The organism is Serratia sp. PL7, from assembly GCF_945957435.1.
In genome coordinates this window covers 20,800-37,037 of sequence record NZ_CAMFLB010000027.1, presented here as the reverse complement: position 1 = coordinate 37,037, position 16,238 = coordinate 20,800, and the positions used below count along the sequence as shown (strand labels likewise).

Sequence of the window (16,238 nt, the reverse complement as noted above, 5' to 3'; positions counted from 1 at the left end):
AAAAAAAGCGCTGCCCGCAGGCAGCGCAATTTGGGGGGGTAACGGCAAGGCTGGGTTTAGTCGTGATCTTCCCACGCCTGCGCGCGTGCCACCGCTTTTTTCCAGCCGCTGTAGCGGTAGTTGCGTTCGGTGGTTTCGATGCTTGGGCGGAATTCGCGCTCAATCACCGCTTTGCTCTTCACCTCATCCAGATCGTTCCAGTAGCCGATGGCCAGGCCCGCTAGGAACGCGGCGCCCAACGCCGTCGATTCACGCACTTCAGGGCGCTCTACGCGGGTGCCGAGGATATCGGACTGGAACTGCATCAGGAAGTTGTTGGCGACCGCACCGCCGTCCACGCGCAGCGATTGCAGGCGGGTGTTGGCGTCGGCCTGCATGGCGTCCAGCACGTCGCGAGTCTGGAAGGCGATGGATTCCAGCGTGGCGCGGATGATGTGGTTGCTGTTGGCGCCGCGGGTCAGGCCAAAGATGGCGCCGCGGGCATACGGATCCCAGTAGGGCGCGCCCAGGCCGGTGAAGGCCGGCACCACGTAGACGCCGTTGCTGTCTTTCACTTTGGTGGCGAAATATTCGGAGTCGGCGGCGTCGCTGATCAGTTTCAGCTCGTCGCGCAGCCACTGGATAGACGCACCGCCGATGAACACCGCGCCTTCCAGCGCATAGTTCACTTCGCCGCGTGGGCCGCAGGCGATGGTGGTCAGCAGGCCGTTTTTCGAACGCACCGCTTCTTTGCCGGTGTTCATCAGCAGGAAGCAGCCGGTGCCGTAGGTGTTCTTCGCCATGCCCGGTTGAACGCACAGCTGGCCGTACAATGCCGCTTGCTGGTCACCGGCGATACCGGCGATAGGAATACGCGTGCCGCCCTTACCGCCGATGTTGGTCTGGCCGTACACCTCGGAGGAAGGACGGACTTTCGGCAGCATGGCGCGCGGGATATCCAGCACTTCCAGCATGCGCTCGTCCCAGTCCAGCTCGTGGATGTTGAACATCATGGTACGTGAGGCGTTGGTGTAATCGGTGACGTGTACGCGCCCCTGGGTCATCTTCCACACCAGCCAGGTATCGACGGTGCCGAACAGCAGTTCGCCGCGTTTGGCGCGCTCGCGGGCGCCTTCGACGTTGTCCAGGATCCACTTCACCTTGGTGCCGGAGAAGTACGGGTCAACCACCAGGCCGGTGTTGTGACGGATGTACTCTTCCAGGCCGTCGCGTTTGAGCTTCTCACAGATGTCGGCGGTGCGGCGGCACTGCCAGACGATGGCGTTGTAGACCGGCTTGCCGGTCTCTTTTTCCCAGACGATGGTGGTTTCGCGCTGGTTGGTGATGCCGATGCCGGCGATCTGATCGGAATTGATGTCGGCTTTCGCCAGCACTTCTACCAGCGTCGAGCTTTGCGACGCCCAGATTTCCATCGGGTCGTGCTCAACCCAGCCGGCCTTTGGATAGATCTGCGGGAATTCGCGCTGCGATACCGCAACGATGTTGGCGTCGTGATCGAGCACGACGGCGCGTGAGCTGGTGGTCCCTTGGTCGAGTGCGACAATGTATTTTTTTTCTACAGTCATGGTAATTATCCTGCTGTTGTTAACCGTGTAAAACTGCACCCATCACGCTTTGCGCTGCTGGGTCTTGGCGTCGGGCTCTTCTTCCGTCACGCAGACGTCGCACGGCAGGTGGCGGCCAATCAGCGCGCGGTAACCGAAAGCGCCCAGGCCACAGCCGACGATAGGAGCGAAGATCGGCACCAGGAAGTATGGGATGTCGCGTGCGCCGGTGAAGGCGACTTTGCCCCAGCCGGCCAGGTAGGCGAACAGTTTCGGGCCGAAGTCACGCGCCGGGTTCAACGCAAAGCCGGTCAATGGTCCCATGGAGGCGCCGATCACGGCAATCAGAATACCGATCAGCAGCGGTGCCAGCGGGCCGCGCGGAATGCCGTTGCCGTCGTCGGTCAGCGCCAGGATCAGGCACATCAGGATTGCCGCGATCACCATTTCTACCAGGAAGGCCTGGCCGACGGAGATGTGCGCGTTAGGGTAAGTCGAGAAGATGCCGGCCAGTTCGAGGCTTTCGTTGCTGCCGCGCACCATGTGGTGCGCCGCTTCGAAGTCGAAGAACAGGTTGTAGTACAGCCCGTAAACCAGGGCGGCGGCGCAGAAGGCGCCGGCGATCTGCGCAATGATGTAAGGCACCACTTTGCGCCCGTCGAAGCAGGCGAACAGCCACAGGGCGAGGGTGACCGCCGGGTTGAGATGCGCGCCGGAAATGGCGGCGGTCAGATAGATGGCCATGGCGACGCCGAGGCCCCAAATGATGCTGATTTCCCACTGGCCGAAGCTGGCGCCCGCCAGTTTCAGTGCGGCAACGCAGCCTACGCCAAAGAAGATCAGCAGCGCCGTGCCGAGGAACTCGGCGATGCACTGGCCTTTTAATGTCGGACTGGTGGTTTGGCTCATAATGTTGGTGTCCTGCAAAACGGCGGTTGTTGGTTTATAGGCTCAGTTGGGTAGAGATCCGGCCTATGGGCACAGTTTTTTTCATCTCGTCCAATTATTGAATGAGGACGTGATGTAAATTTATCGTTAACGAACATAAACGAGAAATAGCGAAATCAAAATGTGTGTGGCGCGTCATAAAATTGAGCGATTTCGCGTCGTTTAGTGTTCTTTCTGAGCCATAAAAGTGTGATCTGACCAGTGGTTTGGTGAGGGCTGTTAACAACTCGCGGCGATGATGGTGGGGATTTTCAGTTTTTACTGATGGTGAGGGCAGGAAAATTGCAACAGACTGCGCGATGATCCGGTATGTTGCTAGACAGGCGGAGACTGGCTACTTACAATCGTTTTTAACGAATCGAGACTGGCGCGCCTTCCGTAACGGCGCGCGTCACTGAGCGCGATGCAATATTCGCAGTAGCTGCAGCCGACGTTGCGGCCGCTACTTATAGATGTACGCCTTGCTATCATGAGGGGACTGAAGCATGTCATTTGAAGTATTTGAGAAACTGGAAGCAAAAGTACAGCAGGCGATTGATACCATCACCTTGTTGCAGATGGAAATTGAAGAGCTGAAAGACAAAAACAACTCTCTGTCGCAGGAAGTTCAGGCTGCCTCCGGCAACCACGAAGCGCTGGTGCGCGAAAACCAACAGCTGAAAGAAGAACAGCACGTATGGCAAGATCGCCTGCGCGCGCTGCTGGGCAAAATGGAAGAGGTCTGATTCCTCACGCCATGCAGCAACGAAAAGGGCGCCTCAGGCGCCCTTTTTCATGTCCGAAAATCACTCGATGTCGAGCGGGTCTTCGGAGAGGATGATGCCGGTGTTGTCGGCATACAGGTGATCGCCGGAGAAGAAGGTGACGCCACCGAAGTTGACGCGGATATCGCTTTCGCCCACGCCTTCGCTTACGGCACCCGCCGGGATCGCCGCCATCGCCTGAATGCCGATGTCGAGCTCTTCCAGATCGTCCACCTGGCGCACCGCGCCGTACACCACGATGCCTTCCCATTCGTTCTGGGCGGCCAGGCGCGCCAGTTCGGCGTTGATCAGCGCCCGGCGAACCGAACCGCCGCCGTCGACCAACAGCACGCGGCCGCGGCCGTTTTCTTCAAGCAGATCGAATAACAGGCCGTTATCCTCAAAGCATTTCACCGTGGTGATCTGCCCGCCAAATGAAGTACGCCCGCCAAAATTGGAGAACAGAGGTTCAACAACGTTCACCTCTTCATGATAGATGTCGCAAAGTTCGGAAGTATCGTATTTCATAGGATTTTACGTCTGTTTGCCGCAGGAATGTTCAGTATATCCCTTTATTCGCCCTGTTGGCAAAATCATCAGTTTTTAACTGAGCGCCACGCCGATGGCGAACAGCAGGTTGGCCAGCAACGCCGCCTTGACCATGTGCTCCAGCATCGGCCGCATGCCGACCGGCGTCGGATCGCGCAGCACGCGCAGGCCGTGGCGCACCAGCAGCGGGATCGCCAGCACGAACAGCCAACCCCACGGACTGTGGAGGTTGAACAGCGTAAACAGCGCGAAACACAGCACCGCGCCGCCGAGCAGCAGGGCATGGTAAATGCGCGCCTTGTGCGGGCCGAGACGCACCGCCAGCGTATTCTTGCCGTTTTCGCGATCGCTCTCGATATCGCGCAGATTGTTGATGTTGAGCACCGCCGTCGCCAGCAGGCCGCAGGCGGTGGCCGGCAGCATCACGACGCTGTCGAAGGTGTGCGTTTGCAAATAGTAGGTGCCGGCCACGCTCAGCCAGCCGAAGAACACCAGCACCGAGATGTCGCCCAGCCCCAAATACCCGTAGGGTTTGTTGCCGACGGTGTAAGTGATCGCCGCCACGATAGACAGCCCGCCCAGCACCAGGAAGCCCACCACGTCGCTGGGTTGCTCGCAGGCGACGGCGATCAGCGAACAGCCGGCGAGGGCGATCAGCACCACCGTCACCACCAGCGCCCGCTTCATCTGCGCCTGGGTGATCATGCCTTTTTGCATGCCGCGCAATGGCCCGATGCGATCTTCTTTGTCGCTGCCTTTGACCGCATCGCCGTAGTCGTTCGCCAGGTTGGAGAGGATCTGCAGCAGACCGGCGGTCAACAGCGCCAGCAGCGCCACTTCAGGTTTCAGGCTGCCGTGCCAGGCGGCGATCGCCGAGCCGACCACGATGGAGGCAAAGGCCAACGGCAGGGTGCGGGGGCGTAGACTTTCCAGCCAGGCGGAAATCGGGGTGGTGGAGGTTGATGAGCTCATGTTTCGCTTCTGTCAGTAAGTTGCGGTGTCCGTTAGAAATAATTGTGGGAGGCAATGCCTCCCACACAGATGACTGACAAGACAATGATTGAGCGATTATAGGATAAAACGACTCAAATCTTCATCCGCCACCAGTTCATCCAGATGACTGCGCACGTAATCCGCATCAATTGTAATGGATTGGCCATTAATTTCACTCGCATCGTAGGAAATATCTTCCATCAGACGCTCCAGCACGGTGTGCAGACGACGCGCGCCGATGTTCTCGGTGCTTTCGTTGACCTGCCACGCGGCTTCGGCGATGCGGCGGATGCCGTCGGCGGTGAACTCGATATTGACGCCTTCGGTGCCCATCAGCGCTTTGTACTGTTCGGTCAGCGATGCGCTCGGCTCGGTCAGGATGCGCTCGAAGTCTTCGGTAGTCAGCGCCTGCAGCTCAACGCGGATCGGCAGACGGCCCTGCAGTTCTGGGATCAGATCCGACGGGTTGGCGGTCTGGAACGCGCCGGAAGCGATGAACAGGATGTGGTCGGTCTTAACCATACCGTGCTTGGTGGATACGGTGCAGCCTTCCACCAGCGGCAGCAGATCGCGTTGCACGCCTTCGCGCGAGACGTCCGGGCCGGAGCTCTGGCCGCCGCGCTTACAGATTTTGTCGATCTCATCGATAAACACGATGCCGTGCTGTTCAACCGCTTCGATCGCCTGCTCTTTCAGCTCTTCCGGGTTCACCAGCTTGGCGGCTTCTTCTTCCACCAGCAGCTTGAAGGCTTCTTTGATCTTCACCTTGCGCGGTTTTTGCTTCTGTCCGCCGAGGTTCTGGAACATCGACTGCAGCTGGTTGGTCATCTCTTCCATGCCCGGAGGCGCCATGATTTCCACGCCCATTGGCGCGGCGGCCAGATCGATTTCGATCTCTTTGTCATCCAGCTGGCCTTCGCGCAGCTTCTTGCGGAATGCCTGGCGGGCGGCGGACGGCTCCTGATGCTCTTCCGGCTGGCCCCAGTTGTTCTTGGCCGGCGGGATCAGCACGTCGAGAATGCGCTCTTCGGCCAACTCTTCGGCACGGGTGCGGTTTTTCTCGATCGACTGCATACGCACCATTTTGATGGCGGCATCGGTCAGATCGCGGATGATGGAATCCACTTCTTTGCCCACATAGCCCACTTCGGTGAACTTGGTGGCTTCAACCTTGATGAACGGCGCGTTGGCCAGCTTCGCCAGACGACGGGCGATTTCGGTTTTACCGACGCCGGTCGGGCCGATCATCAGAATGTTTTTCGGGGTCACTTCGTGGCGCAGCATCTCGTTGAGCTGCATCCGGCGCCAGCGGTTGCGCAGGGCAATGGCGACAGCGCGTTTGGCCTTGTTTTGGCCAATGATATAGCTGTCCAGTTCGCTGACGATCTCGCGCGGGGTCATTTCAGACATGGTATTCGATCCTTACGCTTTGGAAGGCAATTCTTCAATGGTGTGGAAATGGTTGGTGTAAATACAGATGTCACCGGCGATGTTGAGGGATTTCTCAACGATATCGCGGGCGCTCAGCTCGGTATTTTCCAACATGGCGCGGGCGGCGGCCTGGGCGTACGGGCCGCCGGAACCGATGGCGATCAGATCGTTTTCCGGCTGCACCACATCGCCGTTGCCGGTGATGATCAGCGAAGCGGTTTCATCAGCGACTGCCAGCAGCGCTTCGAGCTTGCGCAACATGCGGTCGGTGCGCCAATCTTTCGCCAGCTCGACGGCGGCTTTCACCAGGTGGCCCTGATGCATTTCCAGTTTGCGTTCAAACAGTTCAAACAGCGTGAAGGCGTCAGCGGTGCCACCGGCGAAACCGGCGATCACTTTGTCGTTATACAGGCGACGCACTTTCTTGACGTTACCCTTCATCACCGTATTACCCAGGGTGGCCTGGCCATCACCACCGATGACGACCTGGCCGTTGCGGCGTACGCTTACAATTGTTGTCACGAGCAGACCCTCGTTAAAGACGGAAAGAAGTCCCCGCAGCGCCTGCTTTCGCAGACGCTACGAGGCATATTGAGAGTATAGATGGGGGGGGATTGACGCTTTTCAACCCCCAACGGAGAGGGGAATGCAACTCGACATGCCGACGCCCTTCAGGCGCGAAAGGGTTTTATCCGCTGCTGCGCGGCTGCTGTAGGGGCCGAGCACCACGCGATTCCAGCCGCCGCCGGCGGTGATGCGGCTCTCGATGCCTTCGAACGCCAGACGTGCACGCACGGATTCAGCCTGATCGGTGGCGCGGAACGAACCGCATTGCACCATCCACTTCTGTTTCGATTCCGGCTTGGTTTCCTGCTTGGCCGTTTCCTGTTTCACTTCCGGTTTCGGCTCCGGCTTCGGTTGCGGCTTCGGCTCAGGCTGTTTCGCCTGCACCGGCGGTGGGGTGACCGGCTTCGGTTGCTGGTGTTGCTGCACCGGCGCGGTGGTGGCTCCGTTGTTGAACGGGTTGCGCGGCGCCTGGGTAACCGGCTGCTGTTGCTGTACCGGCTGCTGTTGCATTTGCTGTTGTTGCATCTGCTGCTGGCGGTTACTGCGCGCGTTGACCTGGCCCGGATCGTTATACGGCACTTCGTTCAGCTGCGTCGGACGCTGCTGCATGTCGGCCTGCATCTGCTCCAGCAACTGCCGCTGTTCGGCGGTCAGCTGAGTTTTGGAATTGAGCTCGCCGCCGGCCGTCGGTTCGGTCGGTGTTTGCACGCCGATCTGCCGGTTTTCCAGCTCTTTGATGTAGCGCCAGCGCTCTTCCGGCTTCGGCGGCAGGCCGTTGCCGGGGCGCGTGGTGTGCGCAGGCAACAACGGCGCGTCTTCCGGCTTGTTGTGGGTAATGAAATAGAGGCCACCGACAAAGATAACCAGCAACGCGGCGGCTAACGCCAGCACGGTTTTGGAAACCTTCGGAGAACTGCGTTTTTTACGGCTGGGGGTTTTACGCTTAGCTCCTGCTGCGCGCCCACGGCTTACATAGTCTTTTTGTGCCACTATTATTCCGCTGTGTCCTGATGAGAGGATAAGTCCGTCATGTTACTGAACCCTAAAATATTTGACTAGCGTTTCGGGGCAGCGGTGCTGCCTCTGATAATCAATTCACTGTCCAACAGCCGGGAGCCGCTGGCCACCGTCTGGCCGTTCAACTGCTCCAACAGCAATAACATCGCCTGTTGGCCTATCTGGAAACGCGGCTGCGCCACCGTGGTCAGCGGCGGATCGCAATACTGCGCCAGCTTGAGGTCGTCAAAGCCGACGATCGACAGATCCTGCGGTACCCGCAGCCCCATTTTCTTCGCCTGGGACAGCACGCCGATTGCCATGACATCGCTGTGGCAGAACACCGCCGTCGGCGGTTTCGGCTGAGCCATCAGCTGGGTCAGCGCTTGCGCGCCGGCTTCGTAGGTAAAATCACCCCGGGTAATATAGCTGCTTTCGACGGTAATGCCATTACGACGTAGCGCTTGAACGTAACCCTGTAGCCGATAATGGCTCAGCGGCATCTGTTCCGGCCCGGCGACGCAGGCGATCTGCCGGTGGCCCAGTTGATGCAAATAATGCACGGCTTCAAAGGCGGCGGTCAGGTTGTCGATATGCACCGTCGGCAGTTCCAGCTCGGGCGCGAACTCGTTGGCCATCACCATCGGCGGCAGGTTGCGCTGCTCTTCCTTGCTGGCGTCGAACGGCAGGTTAGAGCCCAGCAGCAGCATGCCGTCGATCTGTTTGGTGATGATCAGATTGACGAAGGTGCGTTCTTGCTGGTTTTGCTGCGCGCAGTCGCCGATCAGCACCAGATAGCCTTGTTGGGCGGCGGTCTGTTCGATCCCCTGGATCACATCGGCGAAAAACGGATCGCAGATGTCGGGCACGATCACCAGGATAGTGCGAGATTCGTTGCGTTTGATATTGCGTGACAGAGCATGAGGAGAATAACCCACGGCCAGCACGGCCTGTTCTACTTTCTGGCGCGTTGGCGTCGACACCTTTTCCGGGTTCATCAGCGCACGCGATACGGTAGCCGTTGAAACGCCCGCCATTTCGGCGACGTCTTTCATGGTCGCCATGGATAACTCTTTCTTGTGTTCCAACGCCTTTCTCCTTGCGTCAGCCCCATGCCGACGCCACTACTGCTGTTTGCTCACAATGTCCGGCATGCGGTGGCGGGATTGTTGTCATTGAGCGCCACTCGCGTTTGGGCACTCCGTCGCGCTGCGATGTGGCGACAAAATTTGCCCTCGCAGACATTCTAAACAGAATACGCCCCGCCTTTGTTACCTAATTTGCATAAAAAATGTGACCTGAGAAGGTTTTTTAGCGTTCGCTCGCAATTTCAAGGGTAAACGTTTGCACTGCCGCAGCTAAATCGGACTTTTCCGGGATCAGCTGTCGATCGGATCGACATCCAGCGTCCATTTCACCTTGCGCGTTTGCGGCAGAGTGCCGATCAGCGGCAGCGAGCTTTTCATCAGCTGTTGCAGGACGCGCCGCGTCGGATGTTGCAGCAACAGCTGCCAGCGGAAACGGCCGCCGCGTTTCGACTGCAGCGCCGGCACCGGGCCCATCACCCACAGCGAGTCGTCCTTCAGCGGGCTGGCTTCCAGCAGGTTGCGCAGCTGCTGCAGGAACAGCGGGGCCTGCTGGTTGTCGTGATCTTCGGCGCGCACGATGATGTGGCTGGTGTAAGGCGGCAGAAACACGCTGTTGCGCTCCGCCAGCGTCTGTTTGGCGAAGGCGTCGTAACCCTGTTGCAGCAGCACCTGCAATAACGGGTGCTCCGGGTGGTGGGTTTGCAGCAGCACTTCACCCTGTTTGCCCGCGCGGCCGGCACGCCCGGAGACCTGAGTATACAGCTGAGCGAAACGCTCGGCGGAACGGAAATCGGCGGAGAACAGCGCGCCGTCCACGTCCAGCAACGCCACCAGCGTGACGTCGGGAAAATGGTGGCCCTTGGCCAGCATTTGCGTGCCGATCAGAATGCGCGCTTCGCCGCGATGAATATCCGCCAGGTGCTGCTCCAGCGATCCTTTGCGGCTGGTGGTGTCACGATCGATGCGGGTGATCGGCGTGTCGGGGAACAGCGGCGCCAGCTCATGCTCCAGCTGTTCGGTGCCGACGCCGACCGACACCAGATGGGTGGAGCCGCACTGTGGGCACTGGTGCGGCACCGGTCGCTGGCTGTCGCAGTGGTGGCAGCGCAGCTGGCGCTGATGCTGGTGGAAGGTGTAGTAGTGATCGCAGCGCTGGCACTCGGCGATCCAACCGCACTCGTGGCACAGCAGCGCCGGGGCGTAACCGCGGCGGTTGAGGAACAGCATCACCTGGTTGCCGGCTTTTAAATGGTGCTGCATGCTTTTCAAAAGCGGTTGCGACAGGCCGACCTTCAGCGGCAGCCCTTTCAGATCGATCAGGTGCTGCGCCGCCGGTTTGGCGTTGCCCGCGCGCTGGGTGAGCTTCAACTGGCGATATTTGCCCAGTTGCACGTTGTGCAGCGTTTCCAGTGCCGGCGTGGCGGAGCCCATCACCATCGGGATGTCTTCTTCCCGGGCGCGGAACACCGCCAGATCGCGGGCGTGGTAGCGCCAGCCTTCCTGCTGTTTATAAGAGCTGTCGTGCTCTTCGTCGATGATGATCACGCCCAACTGTCGGAATGGCGTGAACAGCGCCGAGCGGGTGCCGATGACGATGGCGGCTTCGCCGCTGCGCGCGCGCAGCCAAACCGCCAGCCGCTCGCTGTCGTTTAACCCGGAGTGCAGCACGTCCACCGGCGCGTTGAAGCGCTCGCGAAAGCGGGCGATGGTTTGCGGCGTCAGGCCGATTTCCGGCACCAGCACCAGCGCCTGTCGGCCTTTGGCCAGCACGTTTTCCAGCACGCTGAGGTACACCTCGGTCTTGCCGGAGCCGGTCACCCCGGCCAGCAGCCAGGCGGCGAACTGCTCATCCTCGCTTCTGATCGCCCCGACGGCGGTAGCCTGTTCGGTGTTCAGCCGCAGCCGCTCGCCGAGCACCGCGAAGTTGGGGCGCCAGTCGTGCGTATCCGCGACCTGAGCGCGCAGATCGATCAGCCCTTTGGCGCGCAGCGCCTGCAGGGCGCTTTCCGTCAGCTCCAGCTGGCTGACCTGATGGCGATAGACCGGGCGTTGCAGCAGCGCCGCCAGCGCCTGCTGCTGTTTCGGCGCGCGTTTCAGGCTTTCGGGCGGGGTGGCGCGCCCCTCTTCGGTGGCGAACCACTGCCACAGCGGCGCGGCTTCGGCCGGTTTGCCTTGCCGCAGCAGGATCGGCAGCGCGTGAAACAGCACTTCGCCGATGGGGTAGTGATAGTAATCGCTGGCCCAGCGCAGGATGCGCCACAGGCTGGGGGAGAACAGCGACTCGGCGTCTATCACGCTGTCGATCGGTTTGAGCTTGTCCAGCGGCAGTTCGCTGGTGTCGCTGCAGCCGGTGACGATGCCGATCGCATGCTGCCTGCCCCAGGGCACGCCCACGCGCGCGCCGGCCACCGGCTGCATGCCGGGCGGCAGCAGATAGTCGAAGGTGCGGGCGAGGGGGACCGGCAAGGCAACGTGTACGACGGGCATGATCTCATCCAAATTGAAAAAAAGTGGGCATCAGTTTACACGGCGCATCGGCAAATGTACGGTTCCGATTGCGCGCCTCGGCTAATGCTGTATAATTTGCCGCCTTTGGTATAATTCGATACCAAAATTCTATTATCAACCACGTGTGGTGTCTGGCGAAACAGGGCTGGATAGCGACACGGCCTTAACTGAGGTTTCCCATGAAACAAGGTATCCACCCAAAATACGAAGAAGTTACTGCTAACTGCTCTTGCGGTAACGTGATGAAGATCCGCTCCACCGTGGGCCACGATCTGAACCTGGACGTTTGTGGCGCATGCCACCCGTTCTACACTGGCAAGCAGCGTGACGTTGCTACCGGTGGCCGCGTTGACCGCTTCAACAAGCGTTTCAGCGTACCAGGCGCTAAGAAATAAGATTTCTTATCGTCCGATGAAAAAGGCGCCTTGGGCGCCTTTTTTCGTTTCTGCCGCCGGCGTTCGCCGGGCGGTTCTCAATATTCCCAGGTATCGGGATCGACACCCAGTTCGCGCATCAACACTTTTGCGGCTTCCGGGATTTCATCGCTGCGCTCTTTGCGCAGGTCTTCATCGTTCGGCAGCGGCTGGCCGGTAAAGGCATGCAGAAACGCTTCGCACAGCAGTTCGCTGTTGGTGGCGTGGCGCAGGTTGTTCACCTGGCGACGGGTCCGTTCGTCGGTGAGGATTTTCAGGACCTTCAGCGGAATGGATACCGTGATCTTTTTGACTTGCTCGCTTTTTTTACCGTGTTCAGCGTAAGGGCTGACATACTCGCCGTTCCACTCAGCCATGGGACACCTTAACTTTGTCAGAAAAATTACAAAATTCTAAAAACCGGCCAATTATGCCCGATCTTCACTGTTCTCACTAAATAAATGTCAATTTTACGCGACCAGGGTCACTGAATGCCCCGCTTCGGTCAGGCATTGCCGTTTAACATCTTATCGTCATGTCATATCGGCATAATTTTAGCGGGTATTGTGTCATTGCTCAATCTATACGCAAAGAAGTTTAGATGTCCAGATGTATTGACGTCTATCAATCCTGCGATTACTCTTTAGGCCTCATTCACCGAACCGAGAGCCGAGCGAGACCATGACGCGTAAACCAGCCACGATTGCCGTACGCAGCGGCCTGAACGATGACGAACAGTACGGCTGCGTCGTCCCGCCGATTCATCTGTCCAGCACCTATAACTTTACCGACTTCAACCAACCCCGAGCCCATGACTACTCGCGCCGCGGCAACCCGACGCGCGACGTGGTGCAACGTGCGTTGGCGGAGCTGGAAGGCGGCGCCGGCGCGGTGATGACCGGCAGCGGGATGTCGGCGATCCATCTGGTGACCACTGTGCTGCTGAAGCCCGGCGATCTGCTGGTGGCGCCGCACGACTGCTACGGCGGCAGCTATCGGTTGTTCGACAGCCTGAGCAAGCGCGGCGCCTATCGCGTGCTGTTCGTCGATCAGGGTAATGAAGCCGCCCTGCAGCAGGCGCTGGCGCAAAAGCCGAAGCTGGTGCTGATTGAAAGCCCCAGCAATCCGCTGCTGCGGGTGGTGGATATCGCGGCGATCTGCGCCGCCGCGCACGCGGCGGGCGCGTTGACGGTGGTGGACAACACCTTCCTCAGCCCGGCCCTGCAACAGCCGATCGAACTCGGTGCCGATCTGGTGGTCCATTCTTGCACCAAATACCTGAATGGGCATTCGGACGTGGTGGCCGGCGCGGTGATTGCCAAAGATCCCGAGCTGGCGGTCGAATTGGCTTGGTGGGCGAACAATATCGGTGTAACCGGCGGTGCGTTCGACAGCTATCTGCTGCTGCGCGGCATGCGCACGCTGTCGCCGCGCATCAAGGCGGCGCAGCAAAACGCCGAAGCGATTGTCGGTTATTTACAGCAGCAACCGCTGGTGAAAAAGCTGTATCATCCCTCCCTGCCGGAAAATCCGGGGCATGAGATCGCCCGCCGGCAGCAGCGTGGTTTCGGCGCGATGCTGAGTTTTGAACTGGACGGCGATGAAGCGGTGCTGCGCCGTTTTCTCTCTGCCCTTGAGCTGTTTACTCTGGCAGAATCGCTGGGCGGCGTAGAAAGCCTGATCTCGCATGCAGCGACCATGACCCACGCCGGCATGGCGGCGGAGGCGCGGGCAGCGGCCGGCATCTCCGAGAGCCTGCTGCGCATTTCCGTGGGTATTGAAGACAGTGAAGATTTGATTGCCGATCTGGAACGCGCTTTCCAGGCGGCGGCAACGAGGTAAGCATGAATGCAATTGCTGTAGCAGGGCCGGTGAGCGGGCGTCAACTGCACAAGTTTGGCGGCAGCAGTCTGGCGGATGTGAAGTGTTATCTGCGTGTGGCCGGGATTATGGCGGAATACAGCCAGCCGGGCGACATGATGGTGGTATCGGCCGCCGGCAGTACCACCAACCAGTTGATCAACTGGCTGAAGCTCAGCCAGAGCGATCGCCTGTCTGCGCACCAGGTGCAGCAGACGTTGCGTCGTTATCACAGCGATCTTATCAGCGGCCTGTTGCCGCCGGAAAGCGCCGAGCCGCTGATCGCCGAGTTCATTCAGGATCTGGAACGTCTGGCGGTGCTGCTGGACGGTAAAGCTGACGAGGTGTGCTATGCCGAAGTGGTCGGGCACGGCGAGATCTGGTCGGCGCGCCTGATGGCGGCGGTGCTCAACCACCTGGATATGCAGGCGGCCTGGCTGGATGCGCGTGATTTCCTGCGCGCCGAACGCGCCGCGCAGCCGCAGGTGGATGAAGGCCGTTCTTATCCGCTGCTGCAGCAATTGTTGGCTCAACATCCGGGCAAGCGCCTGGTGGTGACCGGCTTCATTTCGCGCAACGACGCCGGGGAAACCGTGCTGTTGGGGCGCAATGGCAGTGATTACTCTGCCACTCAGGTCGGCGCGTTGGCCGGCGCTGCGCGCGTCACCATCTGGAGCGACGTGGCCGGGGTTTACAGCGCCGATCCGCGCAAGGTGAAAGACGCCTGCCTGCTGCCGCTGCTGCGTCTGGACGAAGCCAGCGAGCTGGCGCGTCTGGCTGCGCCGGTGTTGCACACCCGTACCCTGCAGCCGGTCTCCGGCAGCGATATCGATCTTCAGCTGCGCTGCAGCTACCAGCCGGAGCAGGGCTCGACGCGCATCGAGCGCGTATTGGCGTCCGGCACCGGCGCCAAGATTGTCACCAGCCACGATGACGTGTGCCTGATTGAGCTGCACGTCGCCGCTCAGCATGACTTCAAACTGGCGCAGAAAGAGTTGGATCTGGTGCTCAAACGCGCGCAGATCAAACCGCTGGCGGTGGGCATCCATCCTGACCGCAATCGGGTGCAGCTGTGCTACACCTCCGAGGTGGTCAACAGCGCACTGGCGATCCTGCAGGCCTCGGCGCTGCCGGGTGAACTGCATCTGCGTGAAGGGTTGGCGCTGGTGGCGATGGTCGGCGCCGGGGTATGCAAGAACCCGCTGCACAGCCACCGTTTCTATCAGCAACTGAAAGATCAGCCGGTCGAATTTATCTGGCAGGCGGAAGATGGCATCAGCCTGGTGGCGGTATTGCGCCAGGGGCCGACCGCGCTGCTGATTCAGGGGCTGCACCAAAGCCTGTTCCGCGCCGAGAAGCGCATCGGTCTGGTGCTGTTCGGCAAGGGCAACATCGGGTCGCGCTGGCTGGAGCTGTTCGCCCGTGAACAGACCAATATCTCCGCGCGCAGCGGCTTCGAATTTATCCTGGCGGGGGTGGTGGACAGCCGCCGCAGCCTGCTGAACTATGACGGGCTGGACGCCAGCCGCGCGCTGGCATTCTTTGAGGACGAAGCGCAGGAGCTGGATGAAGAATCGCTGTTCCTGTGGATGCGCGCGCACCCGTTCGACGATCTGGTGGTGCTCGACGTGACCGCCAGTGAAGAGCTGGCCGGGCAGTATCTGGATTTCGCCAGCTACGGTTTTCACGTGATCAGCGCCAACAAGTTGGCGGGGGCCTCGTGCAGCGACAGCTATCGCCAAATACGCGACGCCTTCGCCAAAACCGGCCGCCACTGGCTGTATAACGCCACCGTCGGCGCCGGGCTGCCGGTCAACCATACGGTGCGCGATCTGCGCGACAGCGGCGACAGCATTCTGGCGATCAGCGGCATCTTCTCCGGCACGCTTTCCTGGCTGTTCCTGCAATATGACGGCACGGTGCCGTTCACCGAGCTGGTGGATCAGGCCTGGCAGCAGGGGCTGACCGAACCGGATCCGCGGGTCGATCTCTCCGGCCAGGACGTGATGCGCAAGCTGGTGATCCTGGCGCGCGAGGCGGGCTACGACATCGAACCGAACCAGGTGCGGGTCGAGTCGCTGGTGCCGGCGGGCTGCGAGCTGGGCTCCGTCGATCAGTTCTTCGAGAACGGTGAGGCGCTGAATCAGCAGATGCAGCAGCGCTTTGAGGCCGCCAGCGAAATGGGCCTGGTGCTGCGTCACGTGGCGCGTTTCGACGCCAACGGCAAGGCGCGGGTCGGCGTGGAAGCGGTGCGCCCTGAGCACCCGCTGGCCTCGCTGCTGCCGTGCGACAACGTGTTTGCCATCGAAAGCCGCTGGTATCGCGATAATCCGCTGGTGATCCGCGGGCCGGGCGCCGGCCGCGACGTGACCGCCGGCGCGATCCAGTCAGACCTTAACCGGTTGGCACAGCTGCTTTAATCCTCTGCGGGCGCGGGCTCACCGCGCCCCTTTGCTTTTCCTGCCATACTTATCTTTGCCGCGATCATGAAATTCCCTCGTTGAGCGGGTGAGGATTAATCATCTTATTCCCCTCATTTTCCTGTTGACTCTTTAGCCAACATGCGGCATTTTCTATCTAGACGTCTAAACGTATAGA

14 protein-coding genes are annotated in these 16,238 nt (G+C 60.1%); 4 read left to right on the top strand and 10 right to left on the bottom strand.

Translation table 11 applies throughout. The features are described from left to right. Positions 1-56: 56 nt before the first annotated feature. Positions 57-1,565 carry a glycerol kinase GlpK gene (gene glpK / locus N6G83_RS45645; RefSeq protein WP_025304664.1) on the bottom strand — a complete coding sequence of 503 codons (1,509 nt, stop codon included), beginning with the start codon at positions 1,563-1,565 and terminating at the stop codon, positions 57-59. Positions 1,566-1,607: 42 nt separating this feature from the next. Beyond that, positions 1,608-2,453 carry an MIP/aquaporin family protein gene (locus N6G83_RS45640; RefSeq protein ID WP_004931095.1) on the bottom strand — a complete coding sequence of 282 codons (846 nt, stop codon included), beginning with the start codon at positions 2,451-2,453 and terminating at the stop codon, positions 1,608-1,610. A 524-nt stretch (positions 2,454-2,977) separates the two neighbouring features. Between N6G83_RS45640 and zapB the strand changes: the two genes are divergently transcribed. Further along, positions 2,978-3,217: a septal ring assembly protein ZapB gene (gene zapB / locus N6G83_RS45635; RefSeq protein WP_004931092.1), complete on the top strand. Its 240-nt coding sequence runs from the start codon at positions 2,978-2,980 to the stop codon at positions 3,215-3,217. A gap of 60 nt (positions 3,218-3,277) precedes the next feature. On the opposite strand, the gene rraA is transcribed toward zapB, so the two are convergent. From rraA to priA, 7 genes are all read right to left on the bottom strand, one after another. Continuing rightward, positions 3,278-3,763 (bottom strand): ribonuclease E activity regulator RraA, encoded by a 486-nt coding sequence (rraA, locus tag N6G83_RS45630; RefSeq protein WP_004931090.1) that lies wholly within the window; start codon positions 3,761-3,763, stop codon positions 3,278-3,280. Positions 3,764-3,838: 75 nt separating this feature from the next. Continuing rightward, positions 3,839-4,756 carry a 1,4-dihydroxy-2-naphthoate polyprenyltransferase gene (locus N6G83_RS45625; protein WP_015379416.1) on the bottom strand — a complete coding sequence of 306 codons (918 nt, stop codon included), beginning with the start codon at positions 4,754-4,756 and terminating at the stop codon, positions 3,839-3,841. Positions 4,757-4,852: 96 nt separating this feature from the next. After that, a complete protein-coding gene (hslU, locus tag N6G83_RS45620; RefSeq protein WP_025304663.1) occupies positions 4,853-6,187 on the bottom strand; it encodes an HslU--HslV peptidase ATPase subunit in 1,335 nt (444 codons plus the stop codon). A gap of 12 nt (positions 6,188-6,199) precedes the next feature. After that, positions 6,200-6,730: an ATP-dependent protease subunit HslV gene (gene hslV, locus N6G83_RS45615; protein WP_004931085.1), complete on the bottom strand. Its 531-nt coding sequence runs from the start codon at positions 6,728-6,730 to the stop codon at positions 6,200-6,202. 102 nt (positions 6,731-6,832) lie between these two features. After that, entirely contained in the window at positions 6,833-7,765 is a 933-nt protein-coding gene (gene ftsN, locus N6G83_RS45610) for a cell division protein FtsN (RefSeq protein ID WP_197771132.1), read from the bottom strand. A 65-nt stretch (positions 7,766-7,830) separates the two neighbouring features. Then, a complete protein-coding gene (cytR, locus tag N6G83_RS45605; RefSeq protein ID WP_025304661.1) occupies positions 7,831-8,859 on the bottom strand; it encodes a DNA-binding transcriptional regulator CytR in 1,029 nt (342 codons plus the stop codon). 291 nt (positions 8,860-9,150) lie between these two features. Beyond that, positions 9,151-11,346 (bottom strand): primosomal protein N', encoded by a 2,196-nt coding sequence (gene priA / locus N6G83_RS45600; protein ID WP_049205326.1) that lies wholly within the window; start codon positions 11,344-11,346, stop codon positions 9,151-9,153. 200 nt (positions 11,347-11,546) lie between these two features. Here priA and rpmE point away from each other — a divergent pair, with 200 nt between their 5' ends. Then, complete coding sequence (gene rpmE / locus N6G83_RS45595) at positions 11,547-11,762, top strand: 50S ribosomal protein L31 (RefSeq protein WP_004931078.1); 216 nt, start codon at positions 11,547-11,549, stop codon at positions 11,760-11,762. A gap of 77 nt (positions 11,763-11,839) precedes the next feature. On the opposite strand, the gene metJ is transcribed toward rpmE, so the two are convergent. Then, positions 11,840-12,157, bottom strand: a complete 318-nt coding sequence (gene metJ / locus N6G83_RS45590) for a met regulon transcriptional regulator MetJ (protein WP_006317756.1) — start codon at positions 12,155-12,157, stop codon at positions 11,840-11,842. A 304-nt stretch (positions 12,158-12,461) separates the two neighbouring features. On the opposite strand from metJ, the gene metB reads away from it, so the two are divergent. Together metB and N6G83_RS45580 are read left to right on the top strand one after the other, a co-directional pair. Then, positions 12,462-13,622, top strand: coding sequence for a cystathionine gamma-synthase (gene metB, locus N6G83_RS45585; RefSeq protein WP_025304659.1), 1,161 nt, complete (start codon positions 12,462-12,464; stop codon positions 13,620-13,622). 2 nt (positions 13,623-13,624) lie between these two features. Further along, positions 13,625-16,060 carry a bifunctional aspartate kinase/homoserine dehydrogenase II gene (locus N6G83_RS45580; RefSeq protein ID WP_043140969.1) on the top strand — a complete coding sequence of 812 codons (2,436 nt, stop codon included), beginning with the start codon at positions 13,625-13,627 and terminating at the stop codon, positions 16,058-16,060. Positions 16,061-16,238 lie beyond the last annotated feature (178 nt).